The sequence below is a fragment of the Zarconia sp. genome (genome assembly GCF_057467645.1).
Map to the genome: position 1 here is coordinate 93,600 of NZ_JBRJXU010000107.1, position 19,371 is coordinate 112,970.

11 protein-coding genes are annotated in these 19,371 nt (G+C 51.7%); 9 read left to right on the forward strand and 2 right to left on the reverse strand.

Features of this window, described 5'->3' with window-relative positions; translation table 11 throughout:
• Positions 1–542: 542 nt before the first annotated feature.
• Entirely contained in the window at positions 543–1,541 is a 999-nt protein-coding gene (locus AC2215_RS16415) for a calcium-binding protein (protein ID WP_486811069.1), read from the forward strand.
• Positions 1,542–1,657: 116 nt separating this feature from the next.
• On the opposite strand, the gene AC2215_RS16420 is transcribed toward AC2215_RS16415, so the two are convergent.
• A complete protein-coding gene (locus tag AC2215_RS16420) occupies positions 1,658–2,602 on the reverse strand; it encodes a hypothetical protein (RefSeq protein WP_486811070.1) in 945 nt (314 codons plus the stop codon).
• Positions 2,603–3,197: 595 nt separating this feature from the next.
• Positions 3,198–4,616, reverse strand: coding sequence for a decarboxylating NADP(+)-dependent phosphogluconate dehydrogenase (gnd, locus tag AC2215_RS16425; RefSeq protein WP_486811071.1), 1,419 nt, complete (start codon positions 4,614–4,616; stop codon positions 3,198–3,200).
• Between the two features lie 1,425 nt (positions 4,617–6,041).
• Between gnd and AC2215_RS16430 the strand changes: the two genes are divergently transcribed.
• The 8 genes from AC2215_RS16430 to AC2215_RS16465 all read left to right on the forward strand — a co-directional run bounded on the left by AC2215_RS16430 (position 6,042) and on the right by AC2215_RS16465 (position 19,117).
• Positions 6,042–7,229, forward strand: a complete 1,188-nt coding sequence (locus AC2215_RS16430; protein WP_486811072.1) for a response regulator — start codon at positions 6,042–6,044, stop codon at positions 7,227–7,229.
• A gap of 268 nt (positions 7,230–7,497) precedes the next feature.
• Positions 7,498–7,863 carry a response regulator transcription factor gene (locus AC2215_RS16435; protein WP_486811073.1) on the forward strand — a complete coding sequence of 122 codons (366 nt, stop codon included), beginning with the start codon at positions 7,498–7,500 and terminating at the stop codon, positions 7,861–7,863.
• Positions 7,864–7,874: 11 nt separating this feature from the next.
• On the forward strand, positions 7,875–8,432 hold the full coding sequence (locus AC2215_RS16440; protein WP_486811074.1) for a chemotaxis protein CheW: 558 nt from the start codon (positions 7,875–7,877) through the stop codon (positions 8,430–8,432).
• A gap of 70 nt (positions 8,433–8,502) precedes the next feature.
• Positions 8,503–12,030, forward strand: a complete 3,528-nt coding sequence (locus AC2215_RS16445; protein ID WP_486811075.1) for a GAF domain-containing protein — start codon at positions 8,503–8,505, stop codon at positions 12,028–12,030.
• Positions 12,030–15,620, forward strand: coding sequence for a hybrid sensor histidine kinase/response regulator (locus tag AC2215_RS16450; protein WP_486811076.1), 3,591 nt, complete (start codon positions 12,030–12,032; stop codon positions 15,618–15,620). Before AC2215_RS16445 ends, AC2215_RS16450 begins: the two co-directional genes overlap by 1 nt.
• A gap of 181 nt (positions 15,621–15,801) precedes the next feature.
• Entirely contained in the window at positions 15,802–16,569 is a 768-nt protein-coding gene (locus AC2215_RS16455) for a hypothetical protein (protein ID WP_486811077.1), read from the forward strand.
• 87 nt (positions 16,570–16,656) lie between these two features.
• Positions 16,657–16,905: a hypothetical protein gene (locus AC2215_RS16460; protein WP_486811078.1), complete on the forward strand. Its 249-nt coding sequence runs from the start codon at positions 16,657–16,659 to the stop codon at positions 16,903–16,905.
• Between the two features lie 286 nt (positions 16,906–17,191).
• Positions 17,192–19,117 carry a cation:proton antiporter gene (locus AC2215_RS16465; RefSeq protein ID WP_486811079.1) on the forward strand — a complete coding sequence of 642 codons (1,926 nt, stop codon included), beginning with the start codon at positions 17,192–17,194 and terminating at the stop codon, positions 19,115–19,117.
• The last annotated feature ends 254 nt before the right edge of the window (positions 19,118–19,371 follow it).

A 19,371-nucleotide genomic window follows, 5' to 3' on the forward strand; every position in this document is an offset into this window, starting at 1 on the left:
GGGATATTGCTCCATCTCGAAAAAAGATGCTTTTTATCTAAAAAACATCAATTCTTAAATTTGGTTGTTTTGGCTCCATCGATGTACTTTACAGATGTACTTTACAAGGGTGCAAAGTTGGATTGGCTGAATTGAAGATCGATCGTAAAGTTGCTGATGGAAATCCTTTGTATTTTGCGATCGAGTTGGTAAAAATTCCTGGCAATCTTTTCTAGCTTCTCAACATCTAGCTTCTCAAACATTCAAACTCAATTAGAACTCAATATTTGAATTTGAATCTGAATAAATCCGTGCAACTCACGTCATTGGAGTTTAGAAAAATTTAATCGCTCAAACGCTCAAACCCTTATCCCGAGACGATTTGAGAGTTGAACGAGTGAGGGAACGATCGAAAAAATAAAACGCTTACCCCGTAAGGCTTGTAGCCGGTTAGATCGAGATTTTGTCTAAACTCCAGTCACGTCATAGTTGTGAGGAAATACAGCGCGTGTGGAATGGGAAAAATGCGAGCGATCGCATCATGTTTGGGTCCCGAACGTCCAATGGAGTATCTTCATTTTTTGACAAATGTTCAGTTCGATCGGAACGAAAACCCATTCTATTATCTGACATTAAGACAGACGATCGAACATTCGATCGAAGAGCAAACCTTAGATTCTGGAGTAGTGACGACTGTGGCAGTTCTGACTGGAGATTCAAATAATAACGTTCTCGAAGGAACCATAGACGATGATGTCATTCGAGGCAAACAGGGAAACGACTTTATCGCCGGTTTGGGGGGTGACGACACTCTTCGAGGCGGACTGGGTTTTCTCGATCGCCTCTTCGGCAGTGGCGGCAACGACTTCATTCGCGATCGAGATGGCGTTAACGGCGCACATGGCGGCGATGGAGACGATCGCATTCACGTCATTTTTGCCGCCGATTGGGATAACGACGAGAACCCCGAAACCTCACCCCGTTCCGATGGCAAAATTACCGGGGGTTTGGGGGACGATCGCATCTCGGTGAGGATGAACGATCCCAGCTTCTTTATCAACATCAAAGGAGACGAACCCGGCGCCGAAGATTCTGAAGATGGAGACGATCGCATTCACCTGCGGGGACTCTATGCCAACTCTGTCGTCGACATGGGAGGGGGAGACGATTTATTTACTGGAGGGGTTGGCAGCGACAATGTTTCCGGCGGTAGCGGCAACGATCGACTTCGAGGTAATGACGGCAACGATTTGCTACTTGGCGAGGCTGGAGACGACACCTTAGTGGGGGGTCTGGGAAACGACGTCCTCATCGGTGGAGACGGCGCTGACATTTTTGGCTTCGTCGAAGGAGACGGAACCGACACGATCGTCGATTTCACCACAACAGAGGATCTCATTCGCATTTCTGGGGGTTTAACCTTTGGCGATTTAACCATTTCCCCCACCAACGGCAATCTCGATACCCTCATCGAAGTCACCCTCACCGGAGAAGATCTAGCGATTTTAAGTGGCGTAGATTCAGCCACCCTCAACGCCACTCACTTCTTCTCCCCCACTTGATAACGGAGGTTCTCCTAAGAGACTTAAAAAATAAGACACCAGCTTGCCAACGACTTGCTGTAGGGGTTAACGGCCGCATTCCCCCTACGATTGGTATATTATTTTCCCGCAGATCCCTAAGTTTGCAAAATCGTCCGGGCGATCGTCCGGGCGACTTGTTCGCTTTCCCAGTAACTGCCGTGAGCGTTACCACCGTTAATCAGTGCCAGGAAGGTGGATTTAACCGGTTTTGCCAACCATTCCAACAGACCCGAACCCGATGTTAGGACATCCTCGATGTCGATATATTGCTCGCCGCGATCGACGAGTTGAGGAATCACTTCTTCGAGGGGAAGACCGATGGGATCGCCGGGATGGATGAAGTTGCGCCAAGGCAATTTGAACCCATCTTGGCAAACATTTTTCAACAGTTGTTCCAGGCGGGGACTGATATCGTGAGAACTACCCGCATTGGTTTTGCCGACGATCGTAATCAAGCTAAAGAGGGCAATGGGAGACCCCATAGTATGAATGCTCGCCAAGCGAATGCCTTCGGGTGAATTGGGGGGAACGCCGAAGATATTGCGGCGAATTTTAGCGATGCTTTTATAGCCAGAAATTTCTGTCTCATCCCAGCGACTGGCAAATAGCATATCGAACAACACCACCGTTCCCCAACTGTGGGTGACTAGATGTAATCGATCGTTGGGTTGATATCCCTGCAAGCATTCAAACGCTTGTTCTTGGAGTTGGATAACCGCCTCCGAACCGACGTGCCGGCTGATATACAGTGCCGCATCACCGATAAACTGCATCAGTTGTCGCGAGCGAAAGTCTTTAAACCAAAACTTTTTCCACGCCGGGGCCCGGTTAATCCAAGGTTTAAAATCCTGCAATACCTCATCACTCACATTCGCCCAATAGAGCGGGACTTTGCGTAAATTGTGAGTGGGAAGTTCTTTTTGGATTAACCCGAATAATCGATCGGCATAACGATAACTTTTTTGTCGCTCGTTGATGGGGGACTCTCGGACGTTAACCCCGTGAACGAAGAGAATATAATCAGTCGGTTGAGTTGCCATTGCGATCGACAATTTTCAATCTTATCTTGACTCAATATTGACTCGCTCGCTTGCTCTCGATTCCCTACTGTCAAACGAAAAAACGTTTGTCTCGATCGAGATAGACCGGATAAAGCCTGCCCTCCAAGATGCGGTGCATCCACGGGGAAATTACCGGGAAAATTGCCAGAAGTCAGGATTTATCGAACGATTGGGTCGAATTTTGACGATCTCATTTTACTCTTGAGGCGGACGAAAACTATCGCCACTTAACGTTTCGATATAGCGGTCGCGACTTGTATTTCTCGCAGTTCGCGCCCTTTTCGTGACGAGTCGGGGGAATTGGGAATTGGGAATTGGGAATGGGAAAAGCCGATTTCAACATCGGTTTGGGGCAACGAGCGCTTCGGGGGCGACCGGGGAAGACCTCGGCCAAATGACACAATTGTCCGGTGTTGTCCTAACCGCACTAGCAGTTGCGATCGAAGAATCGCAGCCAGCTTCAGAATGCCGGCTGCGATGTTTGAAAATCGGTCTAACCCCTCACCGAGGAATTACACCATTGAAGATAGAGACCTAAACGCGGCATCCGATTCGAGATATCCGCTCTAGCATCCTAAAACCACTCAGCGTGGAAGAATTCACCCCGGGTTTTATCCAGCCGTTCGTACGTGTGCGCGCCGAAGTAGTCGCGCTGGGCTTGGGTGAGGTTTTGGGGGAGAATCGCCCGCCGATAGCTGTCGAAGTAGTCGAGAGATGCACTGAAAGCCGGGACGGGAACGCCCAAGGTATTCGCCATGGAGAGGACTTCGCGCCATGCCCCTTGGCGATCGAGAATCGTTTGTTTGAATTCGGGGGCCAGTAACAGATTGGCGAGGTTGGGATTCTCGTCGTAGGCGTGTTTGATTTTACCGAGGAATCCCGCTTTGATAATGCAGCCGCCTTTCCAAATCCGGGCAATTTCCCCAAGGTTGAGATTGTAGCCAAACTCGTCAGAAGCTTTGCCCATCAATGCCATGCCTTGGGCGTAGGAACACATTTTCGAGCAGTAGAGGGCATCGCGCACTTTGTTGATGAAGGCATCCACATCGCCGCCATCGAATTTGCCACTCGGTCCGGAAAGCTGTTGCGATGCAGCGATGCGTTCCGCTTTATAGGAAGACATGATGCGCGCCGTCACCGCAGCACCGATGGTGGGAATGGGAACCCCCAGTTCCAGGGAACTGACCACCGTCCAGCGTCCGGTTCCTTTTTGACCGGCTGCATCGAGGATTTTATCCACGAGGAAGCCATCCCCCATGTCGTCCTTTTTCTTGAAGATATTGGCGGTAATGTCAATTAAGAAGGAGTTGAGTTCGTCGGTGGCGTTCCACTCGGCAAAGACTTCCTGGAGGCGATCGTTACTTAATCCAGCGACGTTTTTAAGCAAGTCGTAGGCTTCGGCAATCAACTGCATATCGCCGTATTCGATGCCGTTGTGCACCATTTTGACGTAATGTCCCGCACCTTTGGGTCCGATGTAGGTGACGCAGGGGCCATCATCCACTTGGGCGGCAATTTTGGTAACGATCGGCTCGATTTCTTGGTAAGCTTCTTGCGTGCCCCCCGGCATCATGCTCGGGCCGTTAAGCGCTCCCTCTTCGCCACCGCTAACTCCCATGCCAATGAAGCGCAGTCCCATACCTTCTAAATCGGCTACTCGTCGATCGGTATCTTCGTAGAGGGAGTTCCCCCCATCGATAATCATATCGCCGGGTTCGAGTAAGGGTTTAAGCTGGTCGATCGTTGCATCGACGGGGTTCCCAGCTTTCACCATCACTAACAGTTTCCGGGGACGTTCTAGGGAACCGACAAACTCTTCCAAACTAAAGGTCGGTTTGACGTTTTTTCCCTTGGCCCGATCGGCCATAAATGCCTCAGTTTTGGTCGGCGTGCGGTTGTAGACTGAGATCGAAAAGCCGTTGCGCTCGACATTAAGGGCTAGATTTTCGCCCATAACGGCTAAACCGATCAGACCGAAGTTTTGTAAGGCCATAAAATCTCCACAAACTCTGCTGTGTAGGACGATTGATTATCTTCACTCTAAAAGAGTTTTTGGGTTGGGGCGATTTCCATAACGAATTCTTCAAATCCGCAGGTACGCCACATTTTGCAGAACCGATATCCTTCGCTTTACAGATAGTTCGGGTCGTTGATTTTTACGGTCGACGTTCGTATATTTACGGAGACTAACTTCGCTAATGGTTCTGACTCAGTGGAGTGCGCCGATCGGATCCCGAACAGACCCGATTTTGTGGGAGAGTTCGCATCCTCATCGAGCATTTTCCCCTCCCCGATCGCCTCTATTGGCAAAATTAAGTGATTGTCGATTGAGGGGGATAATATCGTCGCTACCCCAGGCATAATTTTCCAAACCTCGAACTAAATTCTCGGGCAAATTCGACTCACTTTCGCTGCAAGATGAACTCACACCGAGGACAATTGCGATCGTGGGTTGACTCCCATGGGTTTTGCGGCAACAGCGATCGCTGTTGCTAGGGGGATTACATCTCTCGTGGAACAAGTTCGAGATTCAGGTTTTCGGGGTAAATAACTCGGAAATATATGACTGATATCTAGAGGTTGATTTTATTTTTTATTTATGGAAATCTCTCTTGGAGATATACACGCTCGATTCATAACGATGGGTTATCTCTTGCAAGTAGCGGATAAAATGGAAAAATTATTTCCGATGTCGATCGATATAGAAGCGAGTCGGGTTGAGTGAGTGATTGACTGAGAAGCAGATCGAGAATAGCAACCGCTAGATTTACGATCGAAATTCGTGGAAATGCAGGTCCTTGTCATCCAATGATCCAAAGCTCGAAATTCCATGACGAAAAACTGCCACGATCGGATAACTGACCTCACTCTAAGCAGACGGATGAATCGATATCTAAAAAACTATCTCCCCGATAATGTTTGTCTTGAGAGTTTCGAGGATTGATGATGAGCGATCGTATATTTCTCGATTCAGTCATCGATTTCTAAGAGTGATGACACAAGTACGAGCTGCCTCAATTTATCTGTGTCTTTGATGTCAGAATATTTGCCGGTTCAACCACGGCGCTAGGGGACTCATGTGCGAGTATTCTCAGTTTACAGAGGGTAGATGGACCAAAAGTGACACGAACTGGACCTTGAGATCGAACGCTAGTGTTGTCACTCACCGATAGGACAAAATATAATGACGGTAGTTTGGCGAAAATTCAGCCAGTCAAAATGTGAAATCTTGCTAAAAAATTTTCCTAAAATTGACAAAAATAATATTTTTATTGGACTCAACTGGGTATTTATAAATTTTTGTAGAAGAGAATAAAAAGTTTCGATCTAGTTTGATGAATGTTATCGGACCTTAATTACTCCATATAGATGCATTTTTTCTGGGTTGCTCTCTCGTAAAATCTCCAATCGAATCCCTATGACAACACAAACAAAAGAGACGCCGAAACTGAACTCCCTGGTGCAAAAACTGATTTACCAGAACCAAAATAAATTTACCGGTCGTTTAGAAATAAAAACTCAAAGCGGTCGAAGATGGGACTTATACTTTTGTGTCGGTCGTTTGGTTTGGGCGATCGATACAGTTCACTCTGTCCGGCAACTGCGAAGACATTTAGAAAAATATTGTCCGAATATCGTATTTGAGACCCTCAGCATTCGCGACTCCGATCGCATTCAATGTTGGTGTTATCAGGTGCTGTGGGTACTCGAAAAACGCGGTCGCCTCGAAAAGGAAATCTCGGTCAAAATTACCCACGATATCGCCCGCGAGGTGCTTGGAGATCTCTTACTCGAGGAAAATCGAGGGGGGCTGACGTATACCGAACGCGAGCAAAATACGTTGAAAATGTTGAGAATGCCGCCAACGGTCATCAACCTCAAGTCGATCTACAAGTTGGCTCAGCAAGCTTGGTTGACCTGGAAGCAGGACGGGTTGGCACACCTATCTCCCAACTTAGCGCCTGTATTAGTCGATCGACAAGCCCTTCAACAGCGCGTATCTCCCAAGTTATATCAAAACCTATCTCAGAGACTCAACGGTACTTACACCCTTCGAGAACTGGCGACGATAACCGGGCAATCCCCCAACCGCTTGCTACAGTCTTTGATGCCCTACGTGCAAAAAAAATGGATCGAACTAGCCGAGGTTCCAGATATCCCCCGTCCGGCAAAACCCCAATCCCAAGACGCATCGACCGTTCCCATCCAAGAAATAGCAGATCCTCGCCCTTTAATTGCCTGTGTTGACGATAGCGCCCAAAATTGTCAACTCGTGGAGAAAATCGTCACTCAGGGTGGATATCGAGCCTTAACGATTACCGACCCCCTACAAGCAATACCGTCCCTGCTAGAGAAAAAACCCGATCTACTGTTTCTCGATTTAGTTATGCCTGTCGCCAACGGCTACGAAGTTTGCACGCAACTTCGTCGGATCTCGGCTTTCGATAAAATGCCCATTATTATCCTCACGAGTAATGATGGGATGCTCGATCGAATGCGAGCGAAAGTGGTAAAAGCTTCCGCGTTTCTATCTAAACCCATCGAATCGAAGAAAATTTTACGCGCGGTGAAGAAATACGTTGCGGTTCGAGATCGAAAAAGTTAAGGGAACCCCCACTTAATTGAGGTGAAGCCTTCGATACGATTGCAACAACTCCGACGTGAAAAGATAGAAACGAGGGCGACACAAATGAGCACTCGAGTTCCCGACATCGAGCCGATCTCCTCGATCGAACATATTGGTACTTCAACTCATGGTTTGCTAGACTAGAAAAAGATAAATCGTTAAATTCGATCGAATTCCATAACATTTCTTCACAGCGATCGAACTCTCGTTTTTTGAGAGCGTCCATTCCTATCTGCGGGTTGTTACGATGAATACTGTATTAGTCGTTGAAGATGGCATTACCGATCGCGAAAGAATCAATCAATATCTCAAGCAAGCGGGTTTGTCAGCAATTAACGTTGGCAGCAGTGAAGAAGCATTAGTCAAGCTGCTCCACCACCGACCCGATTTAATTGTGTTAGATGTGATTTTACCCGGACAGAGCGGATTTGAGCTGTGTCGCGAACTCAAAACCAATCCGCAAACCAGCCAAATTCCCGTGGTGATTTGCTCGACCAAAAACACAGACGTCGATAAAATGTGGGGAGATATGCTCGGAGCGAATGCCTACATTCCCAAGCCCGTCGATCGCTCCGAATTTCTACAGACCGTCCAGCGACTAATGAAGGTCTAGTCAAAAAACTGATGTCTGGTTTATCAATTCAAGGAACGAGCGATGGATTCGTTCGTTCTACCCCTGCTGCTGCCGAAAGTTCTCTCGGTTCCACCGTTCGCGTTGCCAAGTTTCTGCAACTGCAACTGGGAACTCAGGATACGACCCTGATCGGAGTCGATCGAATCGTCGAAATTACCACGATTAACCTGCGCGGTATCTTGCCCGTGCCCCAAATGCCCGGTTACGTCTTGGGCGTTCACAACTGGCGCGGAGAAATGCTGTGGCTGGTTGACTTGGGTGATTTGCTCGGATTTCCCCCCCTAGGCTACGGACGCGGGTCTGGGGAAAGTGCGATGGTGGTCGTTCTTCAATTTGAAGAAAAGACAATGGGCATGGTAATGTCCCAAGTAATGGATATCCAACAGTACGATCTCTCACAAATCCACCCCCGAGATCGTCAGTTATTCTCCCCTCAGATTTTGCCCTTCATGGAAGGGTTTTTCATCGAAGAGGGGAATGAAATTTCGATGGTCGTGGATGTCCCGGCTATTTTCCAGGTCCCTCAATGGCGCAGTCTCGTCTCCTAACCCCACATCGTCAAGACGCGCGAGTCCATCCCCAACTTCGGCATTCTAGGTTTTAAGAGGTCAACGGTATATGACAAGCTTGTATCGATCGTCCAACTCAAGCTTCGATCGCGCCAGGATGGAGGAAAGTCCCCCACCCCGTCCGGACATCGATCGAATATCGTTGCCCGAGAAACCCAATATCTCCGAATTTCTCGATGCGTTTACCGAACTCAAAGAGGAACTCGCACGCCACACCCTCACCGACAAAGGCAAAATCCCCGAACAACTCCTGCGCATCCAAAAATTTGGCTTAGTCGTAGAAAAGTATGCCCTGAGCGTGCAACAGGCATTTAATACCCGTGGGAGCCAACCCGAAGATCCATCGGTCTCCGCTCAACTGCGCGCCCTGCGACAAAATTGGCTGGAAATGGCCGGCGACTTAAATCGAGTCACCACCCCCGAAGACTTACTCAACCTGGCCGCCACTCAAGTGCGAGTCACCCTGGAAGCCGACCGGGTCTCGATCTATCGCTTCCAAGCTAAATCCCCTCTAGAATTGGGGCGGTGGGGCGAGCGCGCCTCGCAAAATGCCGAATCCATCGCCGAAGCCTTGGGTCGCGGTTGGACCCCCACCTTCGGTGAAACCCTCCCGGCGATCTTCTTCGGTATCGAGCGACCTGAAGAATATCTCGATCGCCCCGTGGCAGCCATCGACGATACCAATCGAACGAATCCCACCCCTTACCAACGACAACTCTTCGATCGATTCCAAGTCCAAGCCAGTCTCAGCGTTCCGATTCAAATGACCGATCGCCTCTGGGGGGCGATCGTCGTCCACCAGTGCCGCCGGCCCCGCCAGTGGCAAGAAATCGAGATGGTGTTGTTGGAGCGTTTGAGTGCGTATCTGGGCGCCAAACTGCAAAGCGACGACTTCAACGAACGACTGCAACAAAAAGCCTTATCCGATCGTACCGTCGATAAAACCATCGAGCGCATCCGCCAATCCCTCGACCTCGATACCCTATTTCGATCCACCGTGCGCGAAGTCCGGCGCGCCCTCAACGCCGATCGGGTGGGGGTCTACCGCTTCGATGTCGCCTCGGGATACCAAGACGGAGAATACATCGCCGACGATAGCAGCACCGCCTACCCGTCTGTGGTGGGGATGAAAATGCACGATACCTGCTTTGCCGACGATTACGTTTCCCAGTACACCCAAGGTCGGATTCAAGCGATCGCCGATATTCGGGAGGCAGAACTGACCAACTGCCATCTCGAACTGCTCGAACGGTTCGACATCCGCGCTAACCTCATCGTCCCCTTGATGAAACGGGGAACCTTGTGGGGAATGATCGCCGTCCACCAGTGCAGCGGTCCCAGACTGTGGCAAGAGGAAGAAATCGAATTTACCAAGCGGATTGCCGAACAGTTTTCCGTCGCCCTCCAGCAAGCCGAAGCCCTCGAACAGGTGCGGCAACAATCGGAAAAAGTGGTGGAAGTCGCCGAACGAGATCGGGCGATTAGTGCCATCGTCGAGCGCATTCTCAAAACCTCCGACATCCAAATTGCCTTTGATGTGGTCACCCGAGATTTGCGACGGCTGCTAGAAGCCGATCGGGTTGGTGTTTTCCAGTTTTATCCCAACTCCGGGTACGACGATGGGGAATTCGTCGCCGAAGACGTGCAAGCTGGTTTCCCCTCTGCCGTGGCGGCTAAAATCCACGACCATTGCTTTGGGGAACAGTACGCCGATAAATATGTCGAAGGTCGCGTTCAAGCCGTCGCCGATATCTATGACGCCGAGCTGAGCGACTGCCACATCAAAGTCCTCTCGGACTTTAGCGTGCGAGCCAATTTAATCGTGCCCATGCTCCAAGGCAAACAGTTGTGGGGATTGCTCTGCGTTCACCAGTGCAGCGGACCCAGACCGTGGCAAGACGAAGAAATCGACATCGTCAAGCGCATTGCCGCCCAGCTCACCTCTGCCCTCCAACAGGTGCAGTACGTCGATCGATTGCAAGCCCAATCCGAGGAAATTGCCCGCAAGGCCGAGCGCGATCGAGCCATCTTCACCATTATCGATCGCATTCGCCAATCCCTCGATCTCGATAACCTCTTCAGCGTCACCGTGCGAGAAGTGCGACGTTTGGTGGAAGCCGATCGGGTGGGGGTGTTCCGGTTTTATCCCGACTCCGGCTACGACGACGGAGAATTCGTTGCCGAAGACGTGCAAAGCGGCTTCCCGTCTGCGGTGGCGGCTAAGATCCACGACCACTGCTTCGGGGAACAGTACGCCGACAAATATGTCGAAGGTCGCATCCAAGCCGTCGCCGACATCTACAACGCCGAGCTGAGCGAGTGTCACATCAAAGTCCTCTCGGATTTCGACGTGCGCGCCAATCTCATCGTCCCCCTGCTCAAAGGCACCGAACTCTGGGGACTGCTGTGCGTTCACCAATGTAGCGGTCCGAGAGAGTGGGAAGAATCGGAAATTGAATTCATCCAACAAATTGCCGCCCAGTTCACCGTCGCCCTCCAACAAGCCGAGTACCTCGAACAACTCAAAACCCAGTCCGAGCAGCTCACATCCGCTGCCGATAGCGCCAAAGCCGCCCAAGCGATGCTCCAACAGCGGGCGGTACAGCTGTTGATGGCGGTGCGACCCGCCCTCGATGGGGACTTGACCGTCCGCGCGCCGATTACCGAAGACGAAATCGGCACCCTGGCGGATATGTACAACAACACCATCCAAAGTTTGCGCAAGATCGTCATCCAAGTGCAAGCCTCGGCGGGGAAAGTGATGGAGACCTCCGGCAGTAGCGATGCCTCCCTGATGGAACTGGCCCAGGCTTCGCAAACCCAAGCAGAAGAAATCGATCGCGCCCTGAACCAGATTCAGGCAATGCTCAGCTTCAACCAGTCTACGGCCGCCAACGCCCACCAAGTGGAATCGGCTATCTCTCAAGCCAACCAAACCCTCGATGCCGGGGATAAAGCCATGAATCGCACTGTCGAGGGAATCATGGCGATTCGCAAAACCGTCGGCGAAGCGGCCAAACGCATCAAGCGATTGAATAAATCTTCCGAGAGCATTGCCAAGGTGGTGAGTTTGATTAATAACTTCGCCACCCAAACCCGCCTGTTGGCGATGAACGCCTCCATCGAAGCCACCCGAGCCGGGGAATACGGTCGGGGATTTGCGGTGGTGGCCGACGAAGTTCGATCGCTCGCCCAACAATCCTCCGACGCCACCACGGAAATTGAGAAACTGGTGCAGGAAATTCAACTCGAAACCCGTGCGGTGAAAGGGGCGATGGAAGTGGCGAACCAGCGAGTCGTTGCCGGTACCAATTTAGTGGGGGAAACCTGGCAAACCCTCAACGACATGGTCGAAGCTACCGGCAAAATTAGCGAGCTGGTCGGTGGCATTACTCAAGCCACCCAACAGCAAACGCAACAAGCCCAAGCGGTGACCGAGTTGATGCGCGAAATCGCTGCCATTTCCCGCACCACCTCCGACAGTTCCATGGAGATTTCCGCCTCCTTCAAAGAAGCCCTCAGCGCGGCCCGAGAACTGCAAACGAGTGCGGAGCGATTCAAGGTGGATCGGGAATAATGGTACGAGAGGAGCGCGATCGCAGCTACGACTATTTTTCGAGCGAAGCCCAAGAACTCTTGCAGACCATCGAGCAAGGGTTATTGGGTCTGCATCAAGGCAACCGGCTGCAAAACATCCACGAGTTGATGCGGGCGACCCATACCCTGAAGGGGGCAGCGGCGAACGTGGGGTACGACACGATGAAAAAGGTCGCTCATACCCTCGAAGATGCCTTTAAAGCCCTTTACAACGATCGCATTAAGATCGATCCCGAACTCGAAGAGTTGCTCTTTGGGGGCTACGAATGCCTGCGTCTCCTGTTTATGGGGCATCGATCGGATACCGACATCGACGAAACGGAAATTTTAGAGCGGGCAACGGCAATTTTTACCGGTCTCAAAGAGAAACTCGGGGAAGACTTCGGTCAGCAAGAGTATATTCCCTCCTCCGCGGAGTTGGGGTTCGATATCGCCCAGTCGATTTTTGAAATGGGGGTGCAGCAACGACTCGACGAACTGCGCGGGGTTCTTCAGACCGAGAATCCCCAGAAGATTGCCGCCCAATTGCAAACCCAAGGGGAAGTCTTCGTCGGGTTGGCGGAATCGTTAAATTTACCCGGATGGGGGGAAATCGCTCAAACCACCCTCGCGGCCCTGGCGGCAAATCCCGATCGAGCGGTGGAAATCGGGCAAGTGGCGCTCAAAGATATGAGTCGCGGTCAACAGCAAGTCCTGGGGGGAGATCGCCAGTCTGGGGGCGAACCGTCAGCAACCTTAGTTCAATTGGCGGGGGGACCCTCGGTATCCTCCACAAAATCCCCAACACCGCAAGAGACTCCCTTCGCGCGAGAACTGGGTCAATTCGATCGATTTCTCCAGAGCGATCGCTACAACAACGGACCGGCCAAACGGTCCGTTCGAGACTTTTTCATGCGAGCGGTTCCGGAGATCGCCCGTTGGTTCGAGTACGATCGCGGCATCGAACCCGAACAATTTAGCCTGGAGATGGCCGTTCCCAAACTCGAACCCGCAGACCTGAAACATCGAGAGATTACCGCCCAAATTCTCGGGTACGTCAAAAATTGGGTCTATCGTTTTTCCGAGTTTATCGCTTCGGAGAGCGATAGCCCTAGCCTGTGTCTGTACCGGCAGTGGAGCCTGTTTTCGACAGCCTTGGCGATTGCCAAATTCCACTACACTCCCCTGGTGCGCCACGCTGCCCAATACCAAAATATTCCCCCCATTACCGTGGTTCGCAAGCACATGAAGCGAATTGCCGCCGCCTACAAAAAACATCCCCCCGTCACTCCCCGCGAAAAAAACTGGCTCGATTTGCCCCACTTGCAGAAGCTTTCCCAGGAACCCGACACGGAAGACGCCACGGAATTTCTCCTCGAAGAGGTGTGGGGAAACTCGGGACTCGAAGCGGAAACCCCGACCCAAGAGACTTGGGAGACCACCTTCGAAGAATCCGAATCGGCGATCGCGATCCATCCCGATCGGGTTGCCATCTTAGAACGAGAACCCCAATCTCGTCCTCGAGAACCGGATGCATTAGAAGCCACTCGAACCGTGATTCAAGCCGATACGATCGCCGAGACTCCCGAAGAAATCAAACCCCATCCCAAAAGCGATCGCGGCCGTCATTTCGTCAGTGTCGACCTGCGAGGCATCGAGCGCCTCAACCACGGACTGGGGGAACTGCTCATCGGGCAAAATCGCCACACCCTCGACCAGAAAAAGCTCAAGCGCGCCACGCGATCGATGAGTTCCCAACTCAAGCGCCACCAAGAAACCATCGAACAACTCCTCAACTGGTCCGAACAAGTTCAAGGGGCGATCGAGCGTCAATCGATCGGCAAACGTTCCGCCTTCGATCGCGCTTTCCCCCTGGGCATCAGCCTGGGAGATTTCGAGTTCCTCGATATTGAAGATTACACCGAGCTCAGGGCGATCTTACACGCCATTTCCTCCGAAGCCGCCCAACTCGAAACGACCACCGAAACCCTCGACTTTCTCCTCAAAGAATCGGGGCGGGTCACCCAGAAGCAACAACAGCTACTCTCGGTGATGCAAGACGATCTGGTGAGCGTGCGGATGTTGCCCATCGGCGAGATCCTAGAGCGCTTTCCCATGATGGTGCAGCAACTCTCCCGGGTGCAAAAAAAATCCGTACGCTTGAAGTTCTCCGGGGCCGAACTCCTGCTCGATCGCGAAATTGCCAACAAGCTTTACGATCCCTTGCTCCACCTGATTCGCAATGCCTTCGATCACGGCATCGAACTCCCTGAAGAACGTCGCCAACAGGGCAAGCCGGAAACGGGAACCATCGAAATTCGCGCTTACGAACGGGGAACGTACACGATTATCGAAGTTCGCGACGACGGTCGGGGATTGAATATCGAATGGATTCGCCGCCGTGCCATTGAAGGGAAATTTCTCACCCCAGACGAAGCCAATCGTCTCAAAATCGAAGATCTTCTCGAAGTGATTTTCGAGCCTGGATTCTCCACCGCGCAAACTGTCAGCGAAATTTCCGGCCGGGGCATCGGTTTGGATGTGGTGCGTTCCCAACTCCACAGCCTTGACGGCGAAATCGTCGTCCAGTCCAAACCCCAGCAAGGAACCACCTTTGCCATGCAAATTCCCTTGACTTTAACCATCTCCAAATTAATGGTCGTCCAAGCTGGCGGGTCAATTTACGCCCTCCTCCTCGATGCCATTGAAAAGATTCTCCTACCCCAGAGCGATCGGATTACCGTCTTGAAAAATCAACGGGTTCTGCACCTCGAAAGCGGCGATCGCAAGCTAATGGTTCCCGTGCGCCAACTCGCCGATTTGATGCACTACACCTCCTCCGTGGCCGAACCGATCGTCGATCCCGATAAGTCGGACTTGTTCCTGACTCGGGAAACCACCGCGCCGGTTTTGCTATTGCGTCGAGATCGGCAGCGCATGGGATTGGAAGTCGACCAGATTTTAGGGGAACAGGAATTGGTGATTCGCCCTCTAGGCAGTGCGATCGCTCCTCCGAGTTACGTCTACGGTTGCAGTATCCTCAGCGACGGCAGTTTGACCTTAGCCATCGACGGCGCGGCGATCCTTCAGGAATCTCTCGATTCCCAAGTCAAACCGCTGCCCCGTCCGACGGTTCCCGATTCTCGCACGTTACCCGATCGCCCGCCTATCTCTCCACCGCCGGCTCTAGCCGCACCGACGAGCTTTATTCTGGTGGTGGACGACTCGCAAACCTTACGAGACTCCCTGCGAGGCACCTTAGAAAAACAAGGTTATCGGGTTCTCGAAGCCATCGACGGTCGAGATGCCCTCGATCGACTCCAACGCCATCCCGAAGTCGAACTGGTGCTGTGCGATGTGGAAATGCCCCGCATGAACGGTCTGGAATTCTTGAACCACTGCCGCCACGATCCGCAACTCTCCCATCGCCCGATCGTCGTTTTAACCTCTCATACGAGCGATAAATACCGGCAAATTGCTACCGAACTGGGGGCGAGTGCTTACCTGACCAAACCCTACACCGAATCGGAATTGATCTCGACGGTTGATGGGGTTCGTGGGGGTTCTGTGGGTGTCGTCCTCGACGCTTAGCCTCGAGCGATCGTGGAGTCGGGTAAAAAAACAAGCAATTGACAACGGATAATTGACAACGGACAATTGTGAGTCCGATTTAACTCATCCAAAGAGTCTCTCCAAAGCGGAGGGGACTTGTCTTTAATCATTCCCATTTTCTCTCACCTCCCGACCGGCGCGCGCCGCGCCCGATGTTACTATGTCCATCATCTCCCTGAAAGCTTGGCATCTCGAGCATTACGAACCCTTACGAGAACTCGAAAAGCGCCCCCACGATTTGCGATTGAGTAAAAACAGCCTGCTCAAATCCGGTTTGAGAGCAGACTTTTTAGAAGAAAGCGAAACCATCAAAAATTCTGAATGGTTCCGGCGATACCTCGATGGCGAAATCGTGGAATTTTATATTGAGGGGAGTGGTGGATACGCCATTTCTAATATCGATCTGAGTTCTCACGAGATTTACTTTACCAAGCAAGAAGTGATGGCTCACCTCGAACCGACGATCTTCTGGTGCTACCAAACCGAGTACGATCCCTCGCGAGAAGCCCTGAAAACCCAGCTAACGGAATATCTCAAAACCCTGAACGCTCGATCGCGCCTTCCCCTGACCCTCGAAGAATCCCAGCGTCCCTCAGAGGCTCCCCTGCGCCTCAACAACCGCATCTTGCGTAAAATCCGCAAAAGTCTGATCTTTATCGCCGATGCTACTCCTGTTGCCCAAATTCCGGGGGAAACACCGCAACTTATCCCCAGTCCGAACGTTTGTGTTGAAATCGGCTATGCTCTGCAAAGCAAACGAACGGAGCAAATTTTGTTGACCCAAATGAAGCGGGACGATCTCTCGGGGAATTTTCCGTTCGATTTGCCGAGTTATCAACAGTTAGACTTTCAAAATGCCGAGGAACTGAGTCAAACCTTACCGGCAACCCTCGAAACCATGTTACAGCGATTCAGTCTGTTATCCTAGGTTGAGGAAGTATTTTGGTGCGAGGCCAACCCAACTTTTTGACCTCGCCCAACGAATTGCAATACCTGAGGAGTGGAAGAGTACCCTATGCCAAAGCCGAGTGAATATGCCGTACACCTGATGCTGAGCGGAGGACATCGAGAAGAGGTCAAGTTCCCCACCATCCAAGACTTTCAAAACTGGTACGCCAAAGAAATTAAGCCCAAGGCCGCATCGACAGAATTTGTGAACGTTCCCATCAAAAATATTCAAGGCGAGTATATGGTCGTCCGACCTTCAAGCGTTCTGGCCATTCGCGTCGAACCGGTTTATACTTCCAGCGTCGATCGCTTTTAAATTCGAGCCAGGTTTCCCCATCTGCACTCAGCCGGAGCAACAATCTAGCAGGGAAAATGCTTGCGGTCGCCTGGAGCGATCGAAGCTCAAAGCCCAACTCAAAAAACCTTCGAACGCTGAAATATTTTTTCAATTTATCTTTAACATTAGAGACGAATAAGATCGGTTGTGAGAGTTGCAGTTTGGAAAAGCTGGGTTTGTTTTTATCCCTCGACCTGGGAAAGTCATCCTACCGTGCAAATGATGGGTTGGGGCGCTTGCAAGTTGCCCGTCACTCCTCGAGCTTATGAATTCCACCTTTGATATTACTCTTCTCATATCCCTGACGATCGTGGCGGGGATCGGCGCTCAAGTTCTTGCGGATTACTTTAAAGTTCCGGGAATTGTTTTTCTCTTACTATTTGGCATCGGTCTTGGGGCGGACGGTTTGGATTTACTGCACCCGAGTCTTCTGGGAGAAGGTTTGGAGGTGATTGTTTCCCTCTCCGTTGCCTTGATTCTATTTGAGGGAGGACTGACCCTCGAACTGCGGGATCTCGATCGCGTGTCTGGCAGTTTGCGGAACTTGGTGACCGTTGGGACTTTAATTACTTTGCTCGGCGGTGGAATGGCCGCCCACTGGCTGGGGGAATTTCCCTGGTCGATCGCCTTTCTCTATGCCTCGCTGGTCGTCGTGACCGGTCCGACGGTGATTACCCCCCTCCTCAAGCACGTTCAGGTCGATCGTCAAGTCGCCACTCTCCTTGAAGGTGAGGGGGTGATTATCGATCCGGTGGGGGCAATTCTGGCGGTTTTAGTCCTCGACGTGATCCTCAATGGCGATGCCGACCCCTGGCGGGTGATGCTGGGCTTGACCCTGCGATTGGGAGTAGGTGCGGTCATCGGGGCAGCGGGAGGCTGGTTGCTGGGCACGTTTCTGCGACGATCCAATTTTCTGTCGGAAGACCTGAAGAACCTGGTGGTGTTGGCCGGACTGTTGGGATTGTACGTTCTCGCCCAAGGAATTCGCAGCGAATCGGGATTGATGGCTGCGGTGGTGTCGGGGATCGTCCTGGGAAGTTTTGCCCTACCGGAACAGCGGCTGTTGCGCCGATTTAAAAGTCAACTGACGATTTTGGCCGTATCGGTGCTGTTTATTTTGCTGGCCGCAGACCTTTCGATCGCCAGTTTGGTCGCCTTGGGTTGGGGCAGCATGTTGGCTGTGTTGGTGTTAATGACCGTCGTCCGACCGATTAATGTGGGGATTTGCACTTGGAATAGCAATCTCGACTGGCGACAAAAACTGTTTATGGGTTGGATTTCCCCTCGGGGAATCGTGTCGGCTTCCGTGGCCTCCTTGTTTTCGATCTTACTCACCGAACGCGGAATCAACGGGGGAGACTCCATCAAAGCGTTGGTATTTTTAACGATTATCGTCACGGTGTTTTTGCAGGGGTTGACGGCAAAATCTCTCGTCCGTTGGTTGGGGATTAATGCAACCACGGCAACGGGAGCCTTAATTGTCGGTTCGAATCCCCTCAGCCGCCTGATTGCTCGTTTGTTTAAAGAGCGTGGAGAACTCGTGGCGATCGTCGATACCGATCCCGATGCCTGCGAAAAAGCCGAAGCCGAAGGGCTGAAAGTGTATCGCAGTAGCGCTCTCGATACGAGCGTTCTCGAAGAAGCCGGACTCGCCTCTATGGGAACCTTCGTCACGATGACGAGTAATGGCGAGGTGAATTTGGTGCTCGCACAACGGGCGATGGAAGAATTTAAACCGCCTCGAACTCTAGCGATCTTTCCCCGCGATCCCCAAAAAACCGCTCCGAATAATAAGGCTCAGGTGCAGCAAGCGTTGATTCCAGAAGTGCCCCTGAAAATTTGGAACAAGCACCTCGAAGAAGGAGAGGTGAAGCTCGGGGAAACGGTGTTGCGAAATGCGGGGTTTGCCTTTCAACAGGCTCATCTTCAGGCGTTGATTCGATCGGGGGATTTGATACCCTTATTGCTCGAGCGCGATCGGCAGCTACAAATCGTGCCGGCATCGGAGGTGTGGCAATCGGGCGATCGCTTGATTTATTTGCTCCACGCACCCAAACCCAAACTTCTCAAGCGCTTATCTGGGGCGAATACATCGAATTTAACCCTCGAAAAACTACCAGAAGTGGAAGAAGTCGCCGTTCCGGCTTCGGTATTAAATACTTCTTTGGAAGGGCTGCAAGCCGAGAGCTAATCTCAAATCCGGTTGAATAACCGCGCATTCCGGTGGATGTGAGCAGCGGTCGGACCCCTAGGGGGCCGCCTACGCAAGGGAACGCCGACCGTTGGGGAGCAGGGGGAACGGGGGGAGAAAGTGACTCGTGGGATTTGTATAGCAACCGTCAGGGCGGTTTAGGCATCGTGAAGGTGAGCTTTCTTGAGCAGGCAATCGCGGTGAGTAGGGGGAGAGAAGAAAATGCGAGCCTTGAGCTTGATTTCTCGAGTGTC

Excerpts from the sequence above, each read along its gene's own strand:
- AC2215_RS16420 (WP_486811070.1), bottom strand. The coding sequence starts at position 2,602 with ATGGCAACTCAACCGACTGATTATATTCTCTTCGTTCACGGGGTTAAC.
- AC2215_RS16430 (WP_486811072.1), top strand. The coding sequence starts at position 6,042 with ATGACAACACAAACAAAAGAGACGCCGAAACTGAACTCCCTGGTGCAA.
- AC2215_RS16440 (WP_486811074.1), top strand. The coding sequence starts at position 7,875 with ATGTCTGGTTTATCAATTCAAGGAACGAGCGATGGATTCGTTCGTTCT.
- AC2215_RS16455 (WP_486811077.1), top strand. The coding sequence starts at position 15,802 with ATGTCCATCATCTCCCTGAAAGCTTGGCATCTCGAGCATTACGAACCC.
- AC2215_RS16415 (WP_486811069.1), top strand. The coding sequence starts at position 543 with ATGGAGTATCTTCATTTTTTGACAAATGTTCAGTTCGATCGGAACGAA.
- AC2215_RS16465 (WP_486811079.1), top strand. The coding sequence starts at position 17,192 with ATGAATTCCACCTTTGATATTACTCTTCTCATATCCCTGACGATCGTG.
- AC2215_RS16450 (WP_486811076.1), top strand. The coding sequence starts at position 12,030 with ATGGTACGAGAGGAGCGCGATCGCAGCTACGACTATTTTTCGAGCGAA.
- AC2215_RS16460 (WP_486811078.1), top strand. The coding sequence starts at position 16,657 with ATGCCAAAGCCGAGTGAATATGCCGTACACCTGATGCTGAGCGGAGGA.
- AC2215_RS16445 (WP_486811075.1), top strand. The coding sequence starts at position 8,503 with ATGACAAGCTTGTATCGATCGTCCAACTCAAGCTTCGATCGCGCCAGG.
- gnd (WP_486811071.1), bottom strand. The coding sequence starts at position 4,616 with ATGGCCTTACAAAACTTCGGTCTGATCGGTTTAGCCGTTATGGGCGAA.
- AC2215_RS16435 (WP_486811073.1), top strand. The coding sequence starts at position 7,498 with ATGAATACTGTATTAGTCGTTGAAGATGGCATTACCGATCGCGAAAGA.